21 protein-coding genes are annotated in these 18,381 nt (G+C 63.3%); 10 read left to right on the top strand and 11 right to left on the bottom strand.

All coding sequences use genetic code 11. The features are described 5' to 3' along the window. The 4 genes from ACL02S_RS10150 to ACL02S_RS10135 all read left to right on the top strand — a co-directional run. Window positions 1-523 (top strand): YbaB/EbfC family nucleoid-associated protein (locus ACL02S_RS10150; RefSeq protein ID WP_412802063.1); only part of this gene is annotated, 523 nt, incomplete at its 5' end. 9 nt (window positions 524-532) lie between these two features. Next, window positions 533-832, top strand: a complete 300-nt coding sequence (locus ACL02S_RS10145) for a type VII secretion target (RefSeq protein WP_412802062.1) — start codon at window positions 533-535, stop codon at window positions 830-832. Continuing rightward, window positions 829-2,055: a DUF6973 domain-containing protein gene (locus ACL02S_RS10140; RefSeq protein WP_412802061.1), complete on the top strand. Its 1,227-nt coding sequence runs from the start codon at window positions 829-831 to the stop codon at window positions 2,053-2,055. The genes ACL02S_RS10145 and ACL02S_RS10140 overlap by 4 nt, the downstream gene beginning before the upstream one ends. 7 nt (window positions 2,056-2,062) lie before the next feature. Continuing rightward, on the top strand, window positions 2,063-2,584 hold the full coding sequence (locus ACL02S_RS10135; RefSeq protein WP_412802060.1) for a hypothetical protein: 522 nt from the start codon (window positions 2,063-2,065) through the stop codon (window positions 2,582-2,584). Window positions 2,585-2,896: 312 nt separating this feature from the next. Here ACL02S_RS10135 and nrdE read toward each other — a convergent pair whose 3' ends face one another. The 3 genes from nrdE to nrdH form a co-directional block, all read right to left on the bottom strand. Beyond that, window positions 2,897-4,978 (bottom strand): class 1b ribonucleoside-diphosphate reductase subunit alpha, encoded by a 2,082-nt coding sequence (gene nrdE / locus ACL02S_RS10130; protein WP_412802105.1) that lies wholly within the window; start codon window positions 4,976-4,978, stop codon window positions 2,897-2,899. A 62-nt stretch (window positions 4,979-5,040) separates the two neighbouring features. Beyond that, window positions 5,041-5,502 (bottom strand): class Ib ribonucleoside-diphosphate reductase assembly flavoprotein NrdI, encoded by a 462-nt coding sequence (gene nrdI, locus ACL02S_RS10125; RefSeq protein ID WP_412802059.1) that lies wholly within the window; start codon window positions 5,500-5,502, stop codon window positions 5,041-5,043. A 72-nt stretch (window positions 5,503-5,574) separates the two neighbouring features. Then, the gene (nrdH, locus tag ACL02S_RS10120) at window positions 5,575-5,808 is read right to left on the bottom strand and encodes a glutaredoxin-like protein NrdH (protein ID WP_412802058.1); all 234 of its coding nucleotides are present in this window, start codon (window positions 5,806-5,808) and stop codon (window positions 5,575-5,577) included. Window positions 5,809-6,267: 459 nt separating this feature from the next. On the opposite strand from nrdH, the gene nadE reads away from it, so the two are divergent. After that, window positions 6,268-7,095: an NAD(+) synthase gene (gene nadE, locus ACL02S_RS10115; protein ID WP_412802057.1), complete on the top strand. Its 828-nt coding sequence runs from the start codon at window positions 6,268-6,270 to the stop codon at window positions 7,093-7,095. A 25-nt stretch (window positions 7,096-7,120) separates the two neighbouring features. Here the strand turns inward: nadE and ACL02S_RS10110 are convergent, their stop codons facing one another. Then, window positions 7,121-7,363 (bottom strand): MoaD/ThiS family protein, encoded by a 243-nt coding sequence (locus ACL02S_RS10110; RefSeq protein ID WP_412802056.1) that lies wholly within the window; start codon window positions 7,361-7,363, stop codon window positions 7,121-7,123. Further along, window positions 7,356-8,414 (bottom strand): GTP 3',8-cyclase MoaA, encoded by a 1,059-nt coding sequence (moaA, locus tag ACL02S_RS10105; protein ID WP_412802055.1) that lies wholly within the window; start codon window positions 8,412-8,414, stop codon window positions 7,356-7,358. The genes ACL02S_RS10110 and moaA overlap by 8 nt, the downstream gene beginning before the upstream one ends. Window positions 8,415-8,611: 197 nt before the next feature. Here moaA and ACL02S_RS10100 point away from each other — a divergent pair, with 197 nt between their 5' ends. The 3 genes from ACL02S_RS10100 to ACL02S_RS10090 are packed head-to-tail and all read left to right on the top strand — an operon-like array spanning window position 8,612 to window position 11,329. Continuing rightward, window positions 8,612-9,859 carry a molybdopterin molybdotransferase MoeA gene (locus ACL02S_RS10100; protein WP_412802054.1) on the top strand — a complete coding sequence of 416 codons (1,248 nt, stop codon included), beginning with the start codon at window positions 8,612-8,614 and terminating at the stop codon, window positions 9,857-9,859. Next, window positions 9,856-10,908, top strand: a complete 1,053-nt coding sequence (gene moaCB / locus ACL02S_RS10095; protein ID WP_412802053.1) for a bifunctional molybdenum cofactor biosynthesis protein MoaC/MoaB — start codon at window positions 9,856-9,858, stop codon at window positions 10,906-10,908. Before ACL02S_RS10100 ends, moaCB begins: the two co-directional genes overlap by 4 nt. Continuing rightward, a complete protein-coding gene (locus ACL02S_RS10090; protein ID WP_412802052.1) occupies window positions 10,895-11,329 on the top strand; it encodes a molybdenum cofactor biosynthesis protein MoaE in 435 nt (144 codons plus the stop codon). The genes moaCB and ACL02S_RS10090 overlap by 14 nt, the downstream gene beginning before the upstream one ends. Window positions 11,330-11,372: 43 nt before the next feature. On the opposite strand, the gene ACL02S_RS10085 is transcribed toward ACL02S_RS10090, so the two are convergent. The 4 genes from ACL02S_RS10085 to ACL02S_RS10070 all read right to left on the bottom strand — a co-directional run bounded on the left by ACL02S_RS10085 (window position 11,373) and on the right by ACL02S_RS10070 (window position 15,442). Next, on the bottom strand, window positions 11,373-12,404 hold the full coding sequence (locus ACL02S_RS10085; RefSeq protein ID WP_412802051.1) for a CobW family GTP-binding protein: 1,032 nt from the start codon (window positions 12,402-12,404) through the stop codon (window positions 11,373-11,375). A 132-nt stretch (window positions 12,405-12,536) separates the two neighbouring features. Next, window positions 12,537-13,661, bottom strand: coding sequence for an N-acetylmuramoyl-L-alanine amidase (locus ACL02S_RS10080; protein ID WP_412802050.1), 1,125 nt, complete (start codon window positions 13,659-13,661; stop codon window positions 12,537-12,539). A gap of 144 nt (window positions 13,662-13,805) precedes the next feature. Next, window positions 13,806-14,312: a sigma-70 family RNA polymerase sigma factor gene (locus tag ACL02S_RS10075; RefSeq protein WP_412802049.1), complete on the bottom strand. Its 507-nt coding sequence runs from the start codon at window positions 14,310-14,312 to the stop codon at window positions 13,806-13,808. Between the two features lie 272 nt (window positions 14,313-14,584). Continuing rightward, the gene (locus ACL02S_RS10070) at window positions 14,585-15,442 is read right to left on the bottom strand and encodes a cyclopropane mycolic acid synthase family methyltransferase (RefSeq protein ID WP_412802048.1); all 858 of its coding nucleotides are present in this window, start codon (window positions 15,440-15,442) and stop codon (window positions 14,585-14,587) included. Here ACL02S_RS10070 and ACL02S_RS10065 point away from each other — a divergent pair. After that, window positions 15,413-15,820, top strand: a complete 408-nt coding sequence (locus ACL02S_RS10065) for a hypothetical protein (RefSeq protein WP_412802047.1) — start codon at window positions 15,413-15,415, stop codon at window positions 15,818-15,820. The genes ACL02S_RS10070 and ACL02S_RS10065 overlap by 30 nt on opposite strands. Before the next feature lie 33 nt (window positions 15,821-15,853). Here ACL02S_RS10065 and ACL02S_RS10060 read toward each other — a convergent pair whose 3' ends face one another. Then, entirely contained in the window at window positions 15,854-16,288 is a 435-nt protein-coding gene (locus ACL02S_RS10060) for a DoxX family protein (RefSeq protein ID WP_412802046.1), read from the bottom strand. A gap of 97 nt (window positions 16,289-16,385) precedes the next feature. Here ACL02S_RS10060 and ACL02S_RS10055 point away from each other — a divergent pair, with 97 nt between their 5' ends. Beyond that, on the top strand, window positions 16,386-16,955 hold the full coding sequence (locus tag ACL02S_RS10055) for a TetR/AcrR family transcriptional regulator (protein WP_412802045.1): 570 nt from the start codon (window positions 16,386-16,388) through the stop codon (window positions 16,953-16,955). Between the two features lie 30 nt (window positions 16,956-16,985). Here ACL02S_RS10055 and ACL02S_RS10050 read toward each other — a convergent pair whose 3' ends face one another. After that, window positions 16,986-18,287, bottom strand: coding sequence for an MFS transporter (locus tag ACL02S_RS10050; RefSeq protein WP_412802104.1), 1,302 nt, complete (start codon window positions 18,285-18,287; stop codon window positions 16,986-16,988). Between the last annotated feature and the right edge of the window lie 94 nt (window positions 18,288-18,381).

The raw sequence follows: 18,381 nt of genomic DNA, 5'->3' as shown, positions 1-18,381 counted from the left end.
GAGACTCCAAGGGCCGCGAACCCGCCGCGCCCGCGCGGCCAAAAACACAGCCTTGCTACTGTTCTCGCAGAGACGGATGAGGGGTGAGGGGGCTATGGCCGAGGACACCGAAGAGCTGGCCGCACGAATCACGCGGATCAACAAGGCAACCGAACGGGTACGAGGGCAGGCGCGGTCCACCGACGGGACCGTCTACATAGAGACCGATACCCGTGGAGCCATCACCGACCTATGGCTTTCGCCCTATGCGTTCGAAAACGGTGCGGACCGGTTGGCCGCGCTCATCGCCGATCGGCATCGGGTCGCGCATCAGAATGCCGAGGCCGAAGCAGAACGTATCTTCACGGAATCGACGCGGGAAAGCTCCTACGGAAACACTCGGCCCCACGATCCGCAGCCGGAGAACAGCGTGTTACGGCCTTCGGAACCGACGACCAGACAGCCCTGGTCGTTCGCCCCGCCGAACCGGCGGCACGGAGAGGCAGGTCATGGGCCTGCCGGTGGCCACGAGTATGTCATCTGAGGCAGCACGATGTTCGAAGTCGATCCGATAAGAATTCGCGAACTCGCCGAGCAGGTGCGCGGGCGGTCGGAAACCATCGCGAGCAAGGTACCAGTGGCGGTCCCCGCCCGCGATGAGGCCCGTAAGCAGGCACCAGAATCGTTCGCGATCACCCGGGCCCAGGAGACGATGAAAGCTCTCGACGAGGTGCTGAAGTTCCATGCCGCTCGGATGTCCGGGCTCGCGGATGCATTGAACCGAGCAGCCACGGAGTACGAAGAACAGGACCGGCAGCGGGCAGATGAGCTCCATCGGATGGGGCCGAGATGACCGAAGCGAAACCGTTATTGATGTCGATGGTGCTGGACTGGGATCTCACCCCGGCCAGGGAAACGGCCACAGCCCTTTCTCGCATCGCCACGGAGATCGAAGAGGAGGTCGACCTTGCAGCACGCGCGGTCGGCGACTCGCAGCCGTACTTCGACAGCACAGCAGGCGATTCAGCGCGTCAGCGGTCTCAGGGCGACCGCAAGAACGCGCTGATCACCGTCGACATCTATCAGGAGATGTCAGGTGCGTACGCCCGCGCCGCCGCGTTCTTCGAAGGCGAGATCAAGCTGATCCGTAAGCTCATCAAGGAGGTCGAAAACTCCGAATGGGACCTCTTCTACAAAGACAACGGCGAAGTGATGTCCCGGAAATCCAACGTGGAGTGGGCGAAGAAGTATTGGTGGGCGCCGGGTACCGCGATCGCTCATAAAGAGCTCACCGAAGCCGAATTCACCGGTGGACTACGCGGTGCTCTGAACCTTATTCAAGAAGCAGACCTCACCCTCGAGGCCACCGTGCAGAGCCTGCTCGAACAGGTGCCGCACTCCGCCCGTGAAGCTCTGATCGCCATACCGGCCGATCCAGATCTCGCGAAGATCTTGACCGACTATCAAACCGACGCGACAAACGAGACGGTACTGTGGCCCAGCGGCTGGCTCCTCGGCGCCGTGCGCGCCTTCAATCCGAATTTCGAGGTCGGCTCGCTCCCTCGCGAAGAAGCCGACGCTTTGGAACAGCTTGTCGCCCGACACGGCGTATACGGGCTCATAGAGTTCTACGACATCAAGACCCAAGCAGTGCAAGCTGCCACAGACCAGTACTCCTGGGTCGACCAGGAAAATCAGCGAGCAATGCTCTCCGATGGCCACGGTGACGCATTTCGCCATGCTTACTGGAATGCATTGATGACACAGAAATTCGGAGAAGAGTGGACTCAAAACTACACGATCGCACACGAAAAATCCGGCGGCAATCCACCCTCCCGAGAAGCGATTGATCTATATAACAACGAACTCGGCAGAACAATTGCCCAGAAAAACCCTGACGCCACCCCAGAGCAGCTGCAAACCAAAATTGCTGAAGCTATTCAGAATGGTAGAGCAATCGTGCTCACCGCTCCGGACGAACACACCACTCCGCAAGTTACGTGGAGCAACGCGGTTCAACCCGGACAAACCAAAATCCAGTCCGGAGTCGGCGTACCACTACCCGGGAAGCGGTGAAAGAGATATGAAAATCAAGTCCCTCATCGTCACTGCCGCAATGGTGCCAATGCTGAGCGGCTGCTTCGCAAATCAACCGGACGCAGAACCCTGTGAAACAAATATTTTCAACTTCAGAAGCAAAGAGGAACCGCTCGGCTCTGCTACAGATTTCGATGAGGCGGCACGCACGGCAGCGCAGGGTTCGGCCCCAGTCACACTCGGTGAAGTCACTCGAGCAGCCGGCTGGGATGACAACTGGGATCGCATGTTCGACGTGTTCTTGCCAACAAATTCCGAAAAGCTTTACGAGCAAACACAGACCAACAAAAATCAGATTTGCTGGAAGAACTGGCCCGAACCACTAGCCATCGATGATGATCATGTGCCAGGGGGCCTATACCTCTTCTTCGCGGACGACAAACCAGTACAGGCTGTAAGCTGGCCCTTCGATCAAAAATTTCTGAGTACGAAACACCTCTCCGAACTTACCCCCCAGACGGTACTCATCCCGGACCCGAGTGGCCCGAAACTGGTTCCGGCACCATGAAATCCCCGTCACAGTAAAAATACGAACCGCCTGTATCACGTTCACTCAACCGAGACCGATCAACCGAACACGAACCGAGGAAACCCGCCCCAGCACAGCACACTCGCGCCACAACCGAAAAAACCACAATCACCAAATATCCCCCGAACACCACAACCCCACCCCACCGGAGCGAGTCTTACGAGCGACCGTTCGCGGCCGTCTCGCGGCCGAGTGATCGAAGCGCATGCGCCGAAGGCGCAAGTCTCGATCACTCGGCCGCGAGACTCCAAGGGCCGCGAACCCGCCGCGCCCGCGCGGCCAAAAACACAGCTACAGCATGCAGGACACGCAACCCTCGACTTCGGTTCCCTCCAAAGCCATTTGACGCAGCCGGATGTAGTAGAGGGTCTTGATCCCCTTACGCCAGGCGTAGATCTGGGCACGGTTGAGATCGCGGGTGGTGGCGGAGTCCTTGAAGAACAGCGTCAGCGACAGCCCCTGGTCCACATGCTGAGTGGCCGCGGCATAAGTGTCGACGATCTTCTCATAACCGATTTCGTAGGCATCCTCGTAGTATTCGAGGTTGTCGTTGGTCATATAGGGCGCCGGGTAGTAGACGCGCCCGATCTTGCCTTCCTTGCGGATTTCGATCTTCGACGCCACCGGGTGGATGGAGCTGGTGGAGTGGTTGATGTAGGAGATCGATCCGGTCGGCGGCACTGCCTGCAAGTTCTGGTTGTAGATACCGTGTGCCATGACCGAGGCTTTCAGCTCGCGCCAGTCGTCCTGAGTCGGGATGTGCACACCCGCGTCGGCGAACAGTTGCCGGACTCGATCCGTCTTCGGCTCCCACACCTGATCGGTGTACTTGTCGAAGTATTCGCCGCTGGCGTACTTCGATTCGGGGAAGCCGCCGAAGTAGCGGCCACGCTCGATCGCGATCCGGTTGGATGCCCGGATCGCGTGGTAGACAACGGCGTAGAAGTAGATATTGGTGAAGTCGATGCCCTCTTCGGACCCGTAGTGGATCCGCTCACGTGCCAGGTAGCCGTGCAGGTTCATCTGTCCGAGGCCGATGGCGTGCGAGGAGTTGTTGCCCTGTTCGATGGACGGCACCGAGTAGATGTGGGTTTGGTCCGATACCGCGGTCAGCGCTCGGATGGATACCTCGATGGTCTGGGCGAAGTCGGGTGAGTCCATCGTCTTCGCGATGTTCAGTGAGCCGAGGTTGCAGGAGATGTCCTTGCCTACCTTGGCGTAGGACAGGTCGGCGTTGTACTCCGATGGTGTGGACACCTGCAGGATCTCCGAGCACAGATTGGAGTGCGTGATCTTGCCCGCGATCGGGTTGGCCCGGTTCACCGTGTCTTCGAACATGATGTACGGGTAGCCGGACTCGAACTGCAGCTCGGCGATGGTCTGGAAGAACTCCCGCGCTTTGATCTTCGATTTGCGGATGCGCTTATCGTCGACCATCTCGTGGTATTTCGCGGTGACGTCGATATCGGCGAACGGCTTACCGTAGATGCGTTCCACGTCGTAGGGCGAGAACAGGTACATGTCCTCGTTCTTCTTGGCCAGTTCGAAGGTGATGTCCGGGATCACCACACCCAGCGAGAGGGTCTTGATGCGGATCTTCTCGTCCGCGTTCTCCCGTTTGGTGTCCAGGAACCGGTAGATGTCCGGATGGTGCGCGTGCAGGTAGACCGCGCCCGCGCCTTGGCGCGCGCCGAGCTGGTTGGCGTAAGAGAACGAGTCCTCCAGCAGTTTCATAATCGGGATGACGCCCGAGCTCTGGTTCTCGATCTTCTTGATCGGCGCGCCGTGCTCGCGGATATTGCTGAGCAGCAAGGCGACGCCGCCACCGCGTTTGGACAGCTGTAGCGCGGAGTTGATCGAGCGCCCGATGGACTCCATGTTGTCCTCCATGCGAAGGAGGAAACAAGACACCGGCTCACCGCGCTGCTTCTTGCCCGAGTTCAGGAAGGTCGGGGTGGCCGGCTGGAACCGGCCGTCGATGATCTCGTCGACCAGCTGGGCCGCCAGTACCTCGTCGCCCGCGGCGAGGGTGAGCGCGACCATACACACCCGGTCTTCGAACCGCTCCAGGTAGCGCTTGCCGTCGAAGGTCTTCAGCGTGTAGGAGGTGTAGTACTTGAATGCACCGAGGAAGGTCGGGAACCGGAACTTCTTGGCGTATGCCTGCTTGAACAGCTTCTTGATGAACGCGCGGCTGTACTGTTCGAGTACCTCGGGCTCGTAGTAGTTCTCGCTGATCAGATAGTCCAGCTTCTCGTCCAGATTGTGGAAGAAGACGGTGTTCTGGTTGACATGCTGGAGGAAGTACTGATGGGCGGCCTCCCGGTCCTTGTCGAACTGGATCTCGCCGTTCGGACCGTACAGGTTCAGCATCGCGTTGAGGGCGTGGTAGTCCAACGCCTCACCCGCTTCGGCGCCGCGAACCGGAGCTTGCTCTAAGCGAGCTGTTTTTCCGGCCGGTGCTGTCGTTGCTGTTGCCAAAACAATCCCAATCCCTCTCGGACGCGCTCGACGTCCTCAGCAGTTCCCATGAGTTCGAAGCGATACAGGTACGGCACTGCGCATTTGCGTGCGATCAGCTCGCCCGCATAGCAGTAGGTCTCACCGAAGTTCGTATTTCCGGCCGCGATGACACCGCGCAGCAGGTCGCGGTTGTCCGGGTCGTTGAGGAACTTGGCGACCTGCCGTGGCAGGAAGTCCTTCTCGGAGCGGGTGCCACCCAGCACGTGCCGACCGCCCCCATAGGTCGGGACGATCAGCACATACGGCCGGTCGGCGCGCAAGGAGTCCGCGGTGTGCAGTGGTATTCGAGTCGCGGGGAGACCCAGTTTCTCGACGAAGCGATGGGTGTTCTCCGAGGCGCTGGAGAAGTAGACCAGCGCCGCTGTCTCCGGCATGATCGGCTCCCTCCGCTCAGCGGCGCTCGCGTCGGACCGGCCGGACTCGTCCCGCGGACGAGCCGGAAGCGGTCACGCCGCCACGGTCGCGAGCGACTTGATGCGGTCGGGCCGGAAACCGGACCAGTGGTCCTCCCCGGCCACCACGACCGGTGCCTGTAGATACCCGAGGGCCATGACGTAATCACGCGCCTCGTCGTTCTGGGAGATATCGATGACCTCGTAGTCCACTCCGGCTTTGTCGAGCGCCTTGTAGGTGGCGTTGCATTGGACACACGCAGGCTTGGTGTACACGGTGACGGTCATGATGTCCCTCTCTCCTAGTGCCTGATCCACAGCCGGTGATCCCATGCGACGCACGACCTGAGGCATGCTGCGCAAACTCCTGGACCCGGACTCGAATGCTCTGGTCGGCAGACTTGCGCCGAGCTCTACCCCTCGCTGTCTTCCAGTACCGGAGACACTACACCTAGTGGCGGACAGATTCATCCAACACGACATGTAGCGAGTCACATCGATGAAATTTCAGCGAAAGAAGTACCAGGACACTCGATCCACCCCCAGGCAGAACAGTGCCCCAGATCACAAATCCACGACACAGCTAACTTTCAGCAAACGAACTGATGGGTATGGAGCCCGCCACCTCCCGAGGCGGGCGACCTCAGGGGCCGGAGAGGGAGCTTACACGGCTGCCGGTTCGGCGCGAGTGGCCTCGGCCAGTTTTCCGCACCGCGCTCTCCGGCATCACCAGTAGACTCCGGCGCCATGCGGAATGTGCGCGAACAGATCATCAAGGAGCTGGGCGTCCAGCCGACGATCGAGCCGAAGGTCGAGGTACGGCGCCGGATCGATTTTCTCGTGGACTATCTGAACGCCACTCCGGCACGGGGATTCGTCCTCGGTATCAGCGGTGGGCAGGACAGCGCGCTCACCGGAAGGCTCTGCCAGCTCGCGGTCGAAGAGCTGCGCGCAGCCGGAAAGGAGGCGATATTCCTCGCCGTCCGGCTGCCCTACGGGGTACAGGCAGATGAGGCCGATGCGCGGATCGCACTGGACTTCATCCGGCCCGACCGCCAGGTCGTGGTGAACGTGCGCCCCAGCGCGAACGCGGCGGCCGCGGAGGCGGCGGCCGCATTGCAGGTGGATACGCTGCGTGACTTCGTGCGCGGCAATATCAAGGCACGTGAACGCATGGTCTTGCAGTACGCGCTGGCCGGGCAGGAGAACCTGCTGGTGGTCGGCACCGACCACGCGGCGGAGGCGGTCACCGGTTTCTTCACCAAATACGGTGACGGCGGTGTCGACCTGACCCCGCTCACCGGGCTCACCAAGCGCCAAGGCGCGGCACTGCTGCAGGAGCTCGGTGCCCCGGCCAGTATCTGGTCCAAGATCCCCACCGCGGATCTGGAGGACGACCGTCCCGCCCTACCCGACGAAGAGGCGCTCGGCCTGCGCTACACCGAGATCGACGATTATCTGGAGGGCCGGGAGGTCACCGCGGAAGTCGCCACCGAGATCGAAACCATCTACTCACGCACCCGGCACAAGCGCACCGTCCCGGCGACGCCACTGGACACCTGGTGGCGGTCCTAGCGCGCTCGACCCGTTCGCGCGCGGTTCATCCGCCCGCGAACGGTGGAAGGACATCCACCCTGGCGCTCAGCGTGACCTCGGAGTCACGGGTGAGTTCGTCACCGATCAAATAGGCGCATACCGAGAGCATCTTGTCCACGTCCCGGCCGTAAGCGGCCGACAACGCGGTACGCAGATCAGCCACCGTGGCGCCTGCCGGGAGGTCGAGAGTCTCACCTGCCTTGCCGACCGCGTCGGCGATCGCGGCGAAATAGCGGATCTCAACCACCGATAGCTCCCATCGTCCGCTCCGGGGGGACGAAGCCTTCGGCGTCGATGCCATGGCCCGCCCACTTGTTCCACATCGCGCCACGCCAAAGGGTCGCGAGCTCTTCATCGTCCGCGCCGGAGCGCAGCGCCTGGCGTAGATCGAACTCCTGATCGCTGAACAAGCAGGAACGTAGCATGCCATCCGCGGTGAGCCTGGTGCGATCGCAGGTGTCACAGAACTTGCGGGTCACCGTCGCGATGATGCCGACGGTGCCCGGTCCTCCATCGACCAGCCAGCGCTCCGCGGGCGCCGCCGGATCGGCCCGCCCCACCGCGGTGAGCTCGAACCCGGCGCCGAGCACCTCGAGCAATTCGGCGGCGGTGACCATATTGTCACGGGCCCACTCGTGATCGGCATCGAGCGGCATCTCCTCGATGAACCGCAGCTCACAGCCCTGGTCCAGGCACCACCGCAACAGCTCCGGCGCACCGGAAAGAGTTGGGCGCATCAGCACCGCGTTGACCTTGACCGGAGCCAGCCCGGCATCCCTGGCGGCGCGGATACCGGCGAGCACGGACTCGAGGCGGTCGCGCCGGGTCAACCGTGCGAAACCAGCACGGTCCACCGTGTCCAGCGATACGTTCACCCGATGCAGACCGGCGGCGGCGAGCGCACGGACCCGATGTGCGAGCCCGACGCCATTGGTCGTCATGGCCAGCGGGATATGCGGTACCTGAGCATGACAGCCCGCGATGATGTGTTCCAGATCGCGGCGGAGCAATGGCTCGCCCCCGGTGAAACGGACTTCACGCACCCCGAGCTCGCGCACCGCGAGCCGCACCAATCTGACGATCTCGTCGGCCGTGAGCAGTTCGTCCCTGGGAATCTCAGGCAGCCCCTCCTCCGGCATGCAATAGGTGCAGCGCAGCGAGCACTTCTCGGTAATGGAGACACGCAGATCCCGAGCGACGCGCCCGAAGCGATCCAGCAGGAACGGAGTGTCGGGGCGACCTTCGAGCGAAGGACGCCCGGAACGCACAGCGGGAATCCCCATCTCTACCCGAGTCACTTGCCCATTATGACCGCCTTCTCCGAATCCGTGAATCCGCCGGACCCATCCGGAAGCTCACCGTGACCCAGCCAGAAGAGTGAGCCGACGCTCCGCGGTGGCCACGACCTGGCAACAACTCACCGGACCGAATTCGGGGGTGATGCGGTGGCGGTGGAAACAATGAGTTCCGGGGAGAGGACGCTAGGCTGACTCGCATGAAACCTCGGCCCGCGAGCATCTCGGCCAGGCCCGTCGACGATTACCAGGACAGCATCGAGCAACTGCTACGGCCGCTGGCCGCACGCACGGTCGAGTCCGTCGCGCTACCGCGGGCACTCGGCAGCAAGCTGGCCGAAGACATCCGGTCGCCGATCGATCTGCCGGTGTTCCGGAACTCCGCGATGGACGGGTACGCGGTGCACGCCGAGGCGGTCGCGGATACGCCGGTCACCCTGCCGCTGGCCGGTGTGGTCGCCGCGGGCGCCGCGAGTCCCCCACCGCTACCGCGGGGGGCGGCGATGAAGGTGATGACCGGCGCCCCGCTCCCGCTCGGCGCGGACTGCGTGGTCCCGGTGGAAGACACCAACGCCGCCGACTCGGCGGTGACCATCCACCGGCGCTACCGGGCAGGCGAATTCGTGCGCGAACCAGGCACCGATATCCGAGCCGGTGATCTGCTCATCGGTGCGGGAACCGCCCTTGCGCCGCGGCATATCGCGGCCCTCGCCGCGGTCGGCCTGTCGACGGTGCCGGTGTTCCGCGCGGTCCGCGCCGCGGTCATCACCACCGGTGACGAACTGGTGGCCGCGGGAAACACCCTGCACCCAGGGCAGATCTACGATTCCAACGGGATCGCTTTGGCCGCCGCGCTCACCGCGAACCGGGTCGATGTCGTCTCGGTCGCGCACAGCACCGACGATCCGGCGCGTTTTCTCGCGCTGTTGTCCGCCGCCACTGGAACCGCTGATGTGGTGTTCACCTCCGGTGGCGTGTCCAAAGGCGATTTCGAAGTGGTCAAACATGTGCTCGAGCCGCTCGGCGGACAGTTCGGCTCGGTGGCGATGCAGCCGGGCGGCCCGCAGGGCCTCACTGTGGTAGCCGGGGTACCGATACTCAGTTTCCCCGGCAACCCGGTGAGCACAATGGTGTCGTTCGAGGTATTCGCCCGCCCGATCCTGCGGCGCCTCGCCGGACTGTCCGAGGTGGACTGCTACGAGCTTCCGTTACGCACCGCCGTATCGCATTCCCCGGCGGGGAAGCGGCAGTTCCTGCGCGGCAAACTGCTCCATGCCCGCTCGGGAGAAGCGCCTGCGGCGCACCGGCCACCCGAGGCTGTCGAAGTGGTATCCGGCCCCGGCTCGCATCTGGTGGCAGGTATGGCCTGGGCCGATGCGCTGATCGATGTGCCCGCCGAGGTCACCGCACTGCCGGTGGGCACATCTGTGCGAGTGTGGTCACTATGAGTGAATTGTCCCATGTCGATCGTGAAGGTCGCGCCCGCATGGTCGATGTGAGCACGAAAAACGACACCACCCGGATCGCGGTCGCAGCAGGTGAATTGCGCACAACAGCCGAGGTGGTCGGGTTGGTGCGCGCCGATGATCTGCCGAAGGCAGACGTACTGTCCACCGCGCGCATCGCAGGTATCGGCGGCGCGAAGAAGACCGCTGAACTCATCCCACTGTGTCATCAGCTGGCGCTTTCCTCGGTCCGGATCGAATTCGGCTTCACCGGCACCGCGATCACCATCGAGGCCACGGTAAAGACCAAGGGGCCGACCGGTGTCGAAATGGAGGCGCTCACCGCGGTCGCCGTCGCCGGTCTCACCCTGCACGATATGGTGAAGGCGGTCGACCCGGCGGCAACACTCACCGGGGTGCGATTACTCACCAAAGAAGGCGGCAAACGCGGACACTGGACACGCGAGGCAGACACCGAACAGCGGGTCTCGGCGCACCGTGCAGGCGAAGACCACTCGGCCGGTGCCGCACAAGCATCCATGCCTTCGGCCGAGCCGGAACTCGGCCGGGCCGAGCGCTCGGCCGTGGTGTTGGTCGCCTCCACTGGTGCCGCGGCGGGCACGCGCACCGATACCACCGGACCCATCCTCGCCGAATGGCTTGCCGGACTGGGATTCTCGGTGCGAGGTCCACTGATCTACGCGGATGCGGAAATCGTGCTCGGCCTGTCCGATGCCCTGCGCTTCGAGCCTGCGCTGGTGATCAGTACCGGCGGGACCGGCCCCTCCCCCACTGACGCGACCCCGGAAGCAACCCTTGCCGTACTGGATCGCGAACTGCCCGGCGTGGCCGAGGTGATCAGGCAGCGCGGCACCGCGAAATTTCCGCTTGCCGCCCTGAGCCGCGGGGTGGCCGGGCTCGCGGGCCGTTCGGTGATCGTGAACTTGCCCGGATCACCGGGTGGCGTCGAAGATGGCATCGCGGCACTGGAACCGCTGCTCGATCATCTACTCACCCAGGTAGCCGGAGGTAGCGATCATGGCGACAACTGAAACCATGGTCCAGCTCGCTCGAATCAGCGATCAGCCACTCGACCCGGCCGAGGTCGAAGCCGCGGTGACCGGGCCGCACTACGGCGCGACCGTGGTATTCACCGGAAAAGTCCGTGACCATGATGGTGGACAGGCGGTTTCCGCCCTGGAGTACTCCGCGCATCCGCAAGCCGAACGCTTCCTGCGCACCGTCTGCGCGGAACTCGCCACCGCGCACGGCCTACCGGTGGCCGCGGTGCACCGGGTCGGCGCGCTCACCATCGGCGATTACGCGATCGTCGTCGCGGTGTCAGCGGCTCACCGCGCCGAGGCCTTCGCGGCCTGCGCGGAATTGGTGGATCGGATCAAGCACGAGGTTCCGATCTGGAAACGGCAAGTGTTCGCCGACGGTCTGTCCGAATGGGTGAATGCCTGCGGATGAGCTGTCCCGGCAGGGATCGCCACCGGCACATCCACCCCCGCGCTCACTGCGGCGTATAGCGCCAGACGCTGAGCATGCTCGACGGATCGAGCGGATCGGCAGCATCGTGCACGGTATCGCGTAACCGGGCCAGCGTGGTCTCCGCGTGCAGACCGACCCCGATGAGCACCACAGAGGTGCCACGGTGTTCCCCCCGCGACCAGCTGCCCGGTTCGAAGACGATATGGCGGCCGACCATATGTACGACGAACTTCCGGTGTTCGTTCGCGACACCGAAAGCGACGAACCCCTTGGCCCGCAACAGCCCTGGCGGAGGATCCTCCAGAAATCCGATCAGTTTGCGCGGATCCAGTGCCTGTTCGCTGCGGAACGAGACGCTGAGGTAATCATCGTGCAGATGGCGGTGCCCGGCTTCGTCGTGATCCTGTTCGATGAGCAGATCATCGAAGCTCAATTGCTCTGGTACTCGACGTATTCCGCGCACCGGCTGATCGAACAGCAGCCCGGGATCCATCCGCCCGTGCGTGGTCGTATACACCGGCACCGGGCCGACCAACGCGCCGATATCCGCGCGCAGCCGGGCCAGCTGTTCCGACGCTACCCGGTCGGCTTTGTTCACCACCACCAGATCGGCCAGTCGCACATGCGTGATCAGCTCCGGATGGCGCGCACTGCTCGCCGGGAACTGCTCGGCATCGACCACTTCGATCAATCCGCCGTAGCGGATGCGCGGGTTGTCGCTGCCGATGACCATCCGGATGAGATTGCGCGGTTCGGCCAGTCCGCTGGCCTCCACAACGATCACATCGATCCCGACGCGCGGCTGGGTGAGCCGAGTGAACAATTCGTCGAGCTCGGTGACGTCGACCGCGCAACATACGCAGCCGTTGCCGAGTGAGACCATGGCATCGACCTGCCCGGCAACCAGCATCGAGTCGATGTTGATCGCACCGAAGTCGTTGACAACCACCCCGATTCTGGTTCCCCGATTGTCCCGCAGCAGGTGGTTGAGCATTGTGGTCTTCCCAGCACCGAGAAATCCCGCGACGAGAACAACAGGAATCCGGTCGGACATTCCGCTCACCCTACTGCGCTGTACCACCCATCCGGTATCCGGATACCGCCCTCGCAGGTGGCGCCGATAGTGACGAACGTATGTGGTTCGCGAGGCGTTGCCGCTGTTCCTGGCTATTCCTACCAATCCTTGCTATTCCCTTGGGGCGAGCAGCATGCTCGCCAGGGTGTAGAGGAAGTCGATCAGCTCCGTGGTGAAAGTGGCGCTGTCCACACCGAGCATTGTCGCCAGCGGTTCCAGCAACTCCGCGAGTGTCCCGGTTTCCGCTTGCGCATCCGGTGCGCTCGGCGGCTCTTGCGTTACCGGCACATCCCGCGCCTGCGGTTCGGCCGGAACCGTCCCCGGTGGCGTCCCAGGAAGCAGCGATGCCCCCGGGTCAGCCTGCGGACTGCTCCGCCGCACCGCCGAGCCACCGGAGGTGGTTCCCGGTTGCGGGCTGGTCTGCGCTGTGGACCGATCCGGCGGCGAGGTGCCGAGCAGGTAACCGACCAATCCGGTTGTCAGCGCGATCGCATGGTGGAGCTGCCCTTCTGGTGTTTCCAACAGCGCCGCGTCCGCGGGGTCGGCGCCATTGCCCATCTCGAGGAAAACGACGGGAACCGTGGTCAGCGCAGGCCCGGCGATATCCCTACGGATCTGCAGCCCGTCCACCACACCGCCGTAGTTCGCCGAGACGAAACCGGCTTTCCGATACGCATCGCGCACTGCCTTCGATGCGGCGCGTCCTGATCCGGACTGCGCTCGATCGATAGATGCATTCGGGATGGGCAGCTCCGGAACGATCAGATGGAAACCGTGATACTGCGCGGGCGCACCGTCGGCATGGATGCTCACAGCGACATCAGCATGCGACCGGCTCGCCGCCCGCGCCCGGTCGTCGATACAGCCACCCCAGCCCGAGTCGTCTCGGCGGCTCAGCACGACATGCGCGCCGAGACCTTCGAGCGCGACCTTGGCCAGCTGGGCGACACTCCAGGTCACGGTGTGTTCCGGCACACCGTTGCGCGTGGTCATGCCGGTGGTCTGGCATGCCTTGGTGCCACCTCGGCCATCGCTGACCGGTCTGGACAGGTCTTCGGTGTGGTTCGGCCCCTGATGTCCCGGATCGAGGAATACGGTCTTGCCCGCGAGTGTGCGCGGCGCGTCCAACGCACCCGGTACCGCCCGCGCGGTAACCGGGAACGCTCCGGACAGCATCCCGGCTACTACGACCGTGACGACGATACAGAGAACAACTTTGCTGATGCTCGGCTTCATATGCGGTCGGCACCCCGGGAGGCGGAGCGCCCCTCCCTTCCCACTTGTGACACCACACTCGATAGTCAGTCGACCTCGACAACACGCGTCTCAGCACAGCAAGGGGAGCTACTGCAGTGTGCCAGCATCAGCGGCACAGTTCCGTCAGGCGCACTGCGGAAGTTTGCGCAAAGATTGCAAGCCGTAGTGAACCCGGGTCTTCACGGTACCGACCGGAACACCGAAATCATCGGCAACCTCCTGATAGGCACGTCCTCGGAGGATCACCTCGCGCACAGCCGCCTGCTGTGCGACAGGGAGCGCTTCGAGTAGCTGGGTCACCAGCAAACCGTCGACCAGACCATCGGAAAAATCGGGGTGGGCGTGGCGGGGGTCGGCGAGTTCGCCGATCTCATCCCAGCCGGAATCCCCCGGTCGCGCGACGCTGGCCCGGATCAGATCGTGGAGAATATTGCGCTCGATCGCCAATAGCCAGGTCCGGACCGAACCCCTGGTCTCGTCGAATTTCGCGCACGAACGCCAAGCGCGCAGCAACGTTTCCTGTACTGCTTGTTCCGCCAACCCGCGGTCACCGAGCGTTCGCATAGCTCGCCAATGCAGCAACGTGTGGTTGGCGGCGAGCACGGAGACAAGCCCGTCATCGGTACACAATCGCGCACATCGACGACCGCACCGCACCGAGCGTCCTGCACTGTTGATGTGTCTGGCACCTTTCATACCAGGGGTATCGCGACGCGACGAGCCAATGACAACACCAGGCACGCACCGACCGGTATCGCCACTGACAGCACGGGCACGATAGGGTTTTCCCACCTGGCCCACCGGCGATCTCGTTGGGCCAGGTGTCTGGCAGGTTTGCTATCGGAGCCGGGCACTCGAGCGTTCCTCCGTGCGCATGAACGCTCCTATCGCTCCTCCCGCGCTCACTTCACCATGGTGAACTGCACGACATTGATACGGCCTGCGCGGAATTGCTCAGCACAACCGGTCAGATACTTCTGATAGCGGTCGTAGACTTCCTCGGACGCCAGGGCGATCGCCTCCGCGCGATGTGACCGCAGTGCCGCGGCCCAGCAATCGAGTGTGCGCGCGTAATGCGGGCGCAGCTGCTGGATACGCTCCGTACCGAGCCCAGCTTTTCCGGCCAGCCGGGTGATCTCGGCGAGATGCGGCAGCTGCCCGCCGGGGAAGATCTCCCGTTTGATGAAAATTTGGAACAGCGCGTCGTCACGACTGACCGGAACATTCATGCGGTGCATGTCTTTGAGCGTGTAGCCGATGATGGTGTGCAAGAGCATCCGGCCGTCCGATGGCAGTACACGGCGACACCACTCGAAGAACGCCGAGTAGCGCTCCCGCCGGAAGTGCTCGAACGCACCGATACTCACGATCCGGTCGGCATCGTCGTCGTATTCCTCCCAGCCCTGCTGCCTGACCTCGACACCAGTGAGATTTTCCCGGTCGATCAGCTCTTGGACATAGTCGTACTGCTTACTGCTGAGCGTGAGCCCGATGACCTTGACCCCGTACTCCGTGACGGCGCGCAGCATCGTGGAACCCCATCCGCACCCGACATCGAGCAGAGTCATTCCCGGCCATAGATCGAGTTTCCCCAGCGCCAAATCGATCTTGGCGCGCTGCGCTTGCTCCAAGGTCATATCCATACGCTCGAAGTAGGCGCAACTGTAGGTCATCGATGGGTCGAGAAACAGTTCGTAGAACTCGTTGGACAGATCGTAATGTGCCTGTACTTGCTGATAGAACGGTTGCAGATCAGTCATCACGTTCTCCTGCTCATCAAGGGTTACGAGCTGATATACGCGAGCATGTTCTTTGTTCACGGTATCGCCTCTGGCGATACCGAACCGTTGCGCAACACCCGTGTCGCGCTTGCGCGGCAACAAACCGGCGGGCACCACGACGGAGTCGAAAAGAAGATCCTACGCACCGACCGCTCCGGCTATGCCATCGCCTTGTCGCCCCCACCGCATGCCGGACGCTCATTCCTCGCGGCAAGAACGGTAATCAGCGACGACGCCGACGAACTGTTCCGGCGAATCGGACCGACGATCCAGCGCGGCCACTCCTGTGCCGCGCCATCGCGAAGGCACTGTGCGCACGCTGAACTCTTGTGTGGCCAACAGCCCGCTCACACATGACATTCCAGTACATGAGCGGGCCGTTCATGATGCTCAGCCGAGGAGGACGACCGTGCAGGCCGCGATGAAGACGACTTGCACAAGCGCCCGCAGCGGCAGGGGCATCGTCTTGATACCCAGGTCGGCGCGAGCGGCGCGGATATTCGCCGGGAACATCACCGCCAGTAGCGCGATCAGACAGGCCGCGGCCAGGTCGGTGGTCGCTGGGATGAGCAAGCCGACCGCACCCACCAGCTCCAGCACACCGGTCAGCGTCACCAGTGCGGGCGGATTAGGCAACCGTGGTGGGACCATAGCGATGAGGGCAGCGCGGCGCGGCTGAACGAAATGCGCGCTCGCCGTGAGAACAAACATGGCAGCCAGCCCGAGGGCGGTGGCGTGCGCCCACGAATCGAGCAGGTCGACGCCGAGCCCGCCGATAAGCCGGGCGATTGCGGTGACAACGACGAGAACAACCAGCGGTGCCATCGAGACTCCTGCAAATCGCACGCTAATCTTGACAGCGGAAAGATTAAGCTCGCCCCTTGAACTTGTCAATGTCTAGATAATCGGTCACCATCGACATATGGCGAAGGACAGCTATCACCACGGCGATCTCCGCGCAACACTCCTGACCGTGGCCGCCGAGCAGATCGCCGACAACGGGGTCAACGCCCTCTCGTTGCGCAATGTGGCTCGGCGAGCGGGCGTCTCGCATGCCGCGCCCGCGCACCACTTCGGCGATCGAGCCGGCCTGCTCACCGCACTGGCCGCTGAGGGCTTCGAACTTCTGGCCGAACGGCTCGAGCAAGCCACCGGAGACTTCCGAGAGGTCGCGGTGGCCTATGTTCTCTTCGCCCAGCAACATCCCGGACACTTCGACGTGATGTTCCGCAGCGAGCTACTGCACCCCGACGACCCCACACTGCGGGCAGCGCGGGAACGTTCGAGTATCGCGCTACGCTCCGGCGTCTCGGCGATCCAGCCAGGGCGCAGCACAACATACCGTCAGGCGACACAACTGGCCGCGTGGTCACTGGCACACGGCTTCGCCGCGCTGTGGCGCGAAGGGGCCCTGCGCAATTCGGCGCTGGCTACTGATGCCGATCCGGAGACTCTCACCCGGAAGATGCTTTCCACCATTCGGTTCAACTGAATAAAACGTCCCGCGGTGAGCACAATCGGACTACCGGGAGGGTCCATCCGCGAGCGGAGCATTCCGCCAAGGAATGAGCGAGAAACTTCGGGACAGCTCGCCCGCATCCGGGACCGCGGTACCGCGCAGGGAAGTTCCCGCCGTTTCACGCAGGAAGTTCCAGGCGACCAGGCCGATCAAAGCGGCGCCGACCATGTAGACGGCGGGGAACAGAGCCCAGCCGGTCGCTTCGATCACAGCCTCGTTGACCAACGGCGCGGTGCCACCGAAGACAGCGGTGGAGATGTTGTAGGCCAAGGCGAAGCCCGCGTAACGGACATGGGTCGGGAAGATAGCGGGAAAAGTGGAGCTGATGGTGGACAGCTGCGGTACATAGCACAGACCGAGCACAATGAAGCCGATGATCGCCCACGCGGTACCCCGGCCCATCAACCAGTACATCGGCACCGCGAGCACCGCGAGACTCACCAGCGAGAACAACCACAGCGGACGGCGTCCGACCCGGTCGGACAACCGGCCGAAAAACGGCAGCACCAGCATCATCGCCAACTGCCCTGTCAACATCATCGCGGTGGTGGCCGACTCACCCATGCCGATCGTGTTCTGCAGATAGGTGGGCTGGTAAGTCAATAAGGTGTAGTTCACCACATTGAGCGCGACAACCAGCCCCGCGAGAGTGAGCAGTTCCCGCCGATAGGTGGTCGACAGCGCGCGCAGGCCACCCGGTGGGCGCTCCCGTTCGGCGACTTCGCTGAATACGGGGCTCTCGTCCAGCTTCCCGCGCAGATACCAGCCGATCGCACCGAGCGGGACGGCCATCAGGAATGGAATGCGCCAGCCCCACTCGTCCATACCCGCTGAACCGAGCGCGAGTTGGCAAACCAGCACTGTCGCGGAACCGCCGACAAAGCCTGCGAGCGTGCCGAACTCCAGGAAGCTGCCGATGAACCCCCGTTTACGGTCATCTGCGCACTCGGCCAGATACGTTGCGGCGCCACCGTATTCACCACCGGCCGAGAACCCTTGCACCACCCGGAGAACAATGAGCAGGATCGGCGCGAGCACACCGGCGCTCGCATGCGTCGGCAGCAGGCCGATAGCGCCGGTGGCGGCGGCCATGAGCAGAATCGTGGCGGCCAATACGGCCTTGCGGCCGATCCGGTCGCCGAGCGGCCCCCACACCATCCCGCCGAGCGGCCGGAGCACGAACGAGACGGCGAATCCGAGCATGGTGCCGAGCGTGCCCAATGCGCCGGGAAAGAAGGCGTGGGTGAGATAGGTCGCGGTGGCGGCGTAGACACCGTAATCGAACCACTCGGTGGCATTGCCCATAGCGGAGGCTGCCACGGAACGTCGCAGCGGAAAACTCTCGGGTGTCCGATCGGTCACGCGCACGTCCTCTCCAGCCCGTCCACGGACCTCGATT

The organism is Nocardia spongicola (assembly GCF_047200775.1).
Taxonomy (GTDB): domain Bacteria; phylum Actinomycetota; class Actinomycetes; order Mycobacteriales; family Mycobacteriaceae; genus Nocardia.
The sequence above is the reverse complement of the archived record's forward strand: the minus strand, read 5'-3'. Positions and strand labels throughout refer to the sequence as shown.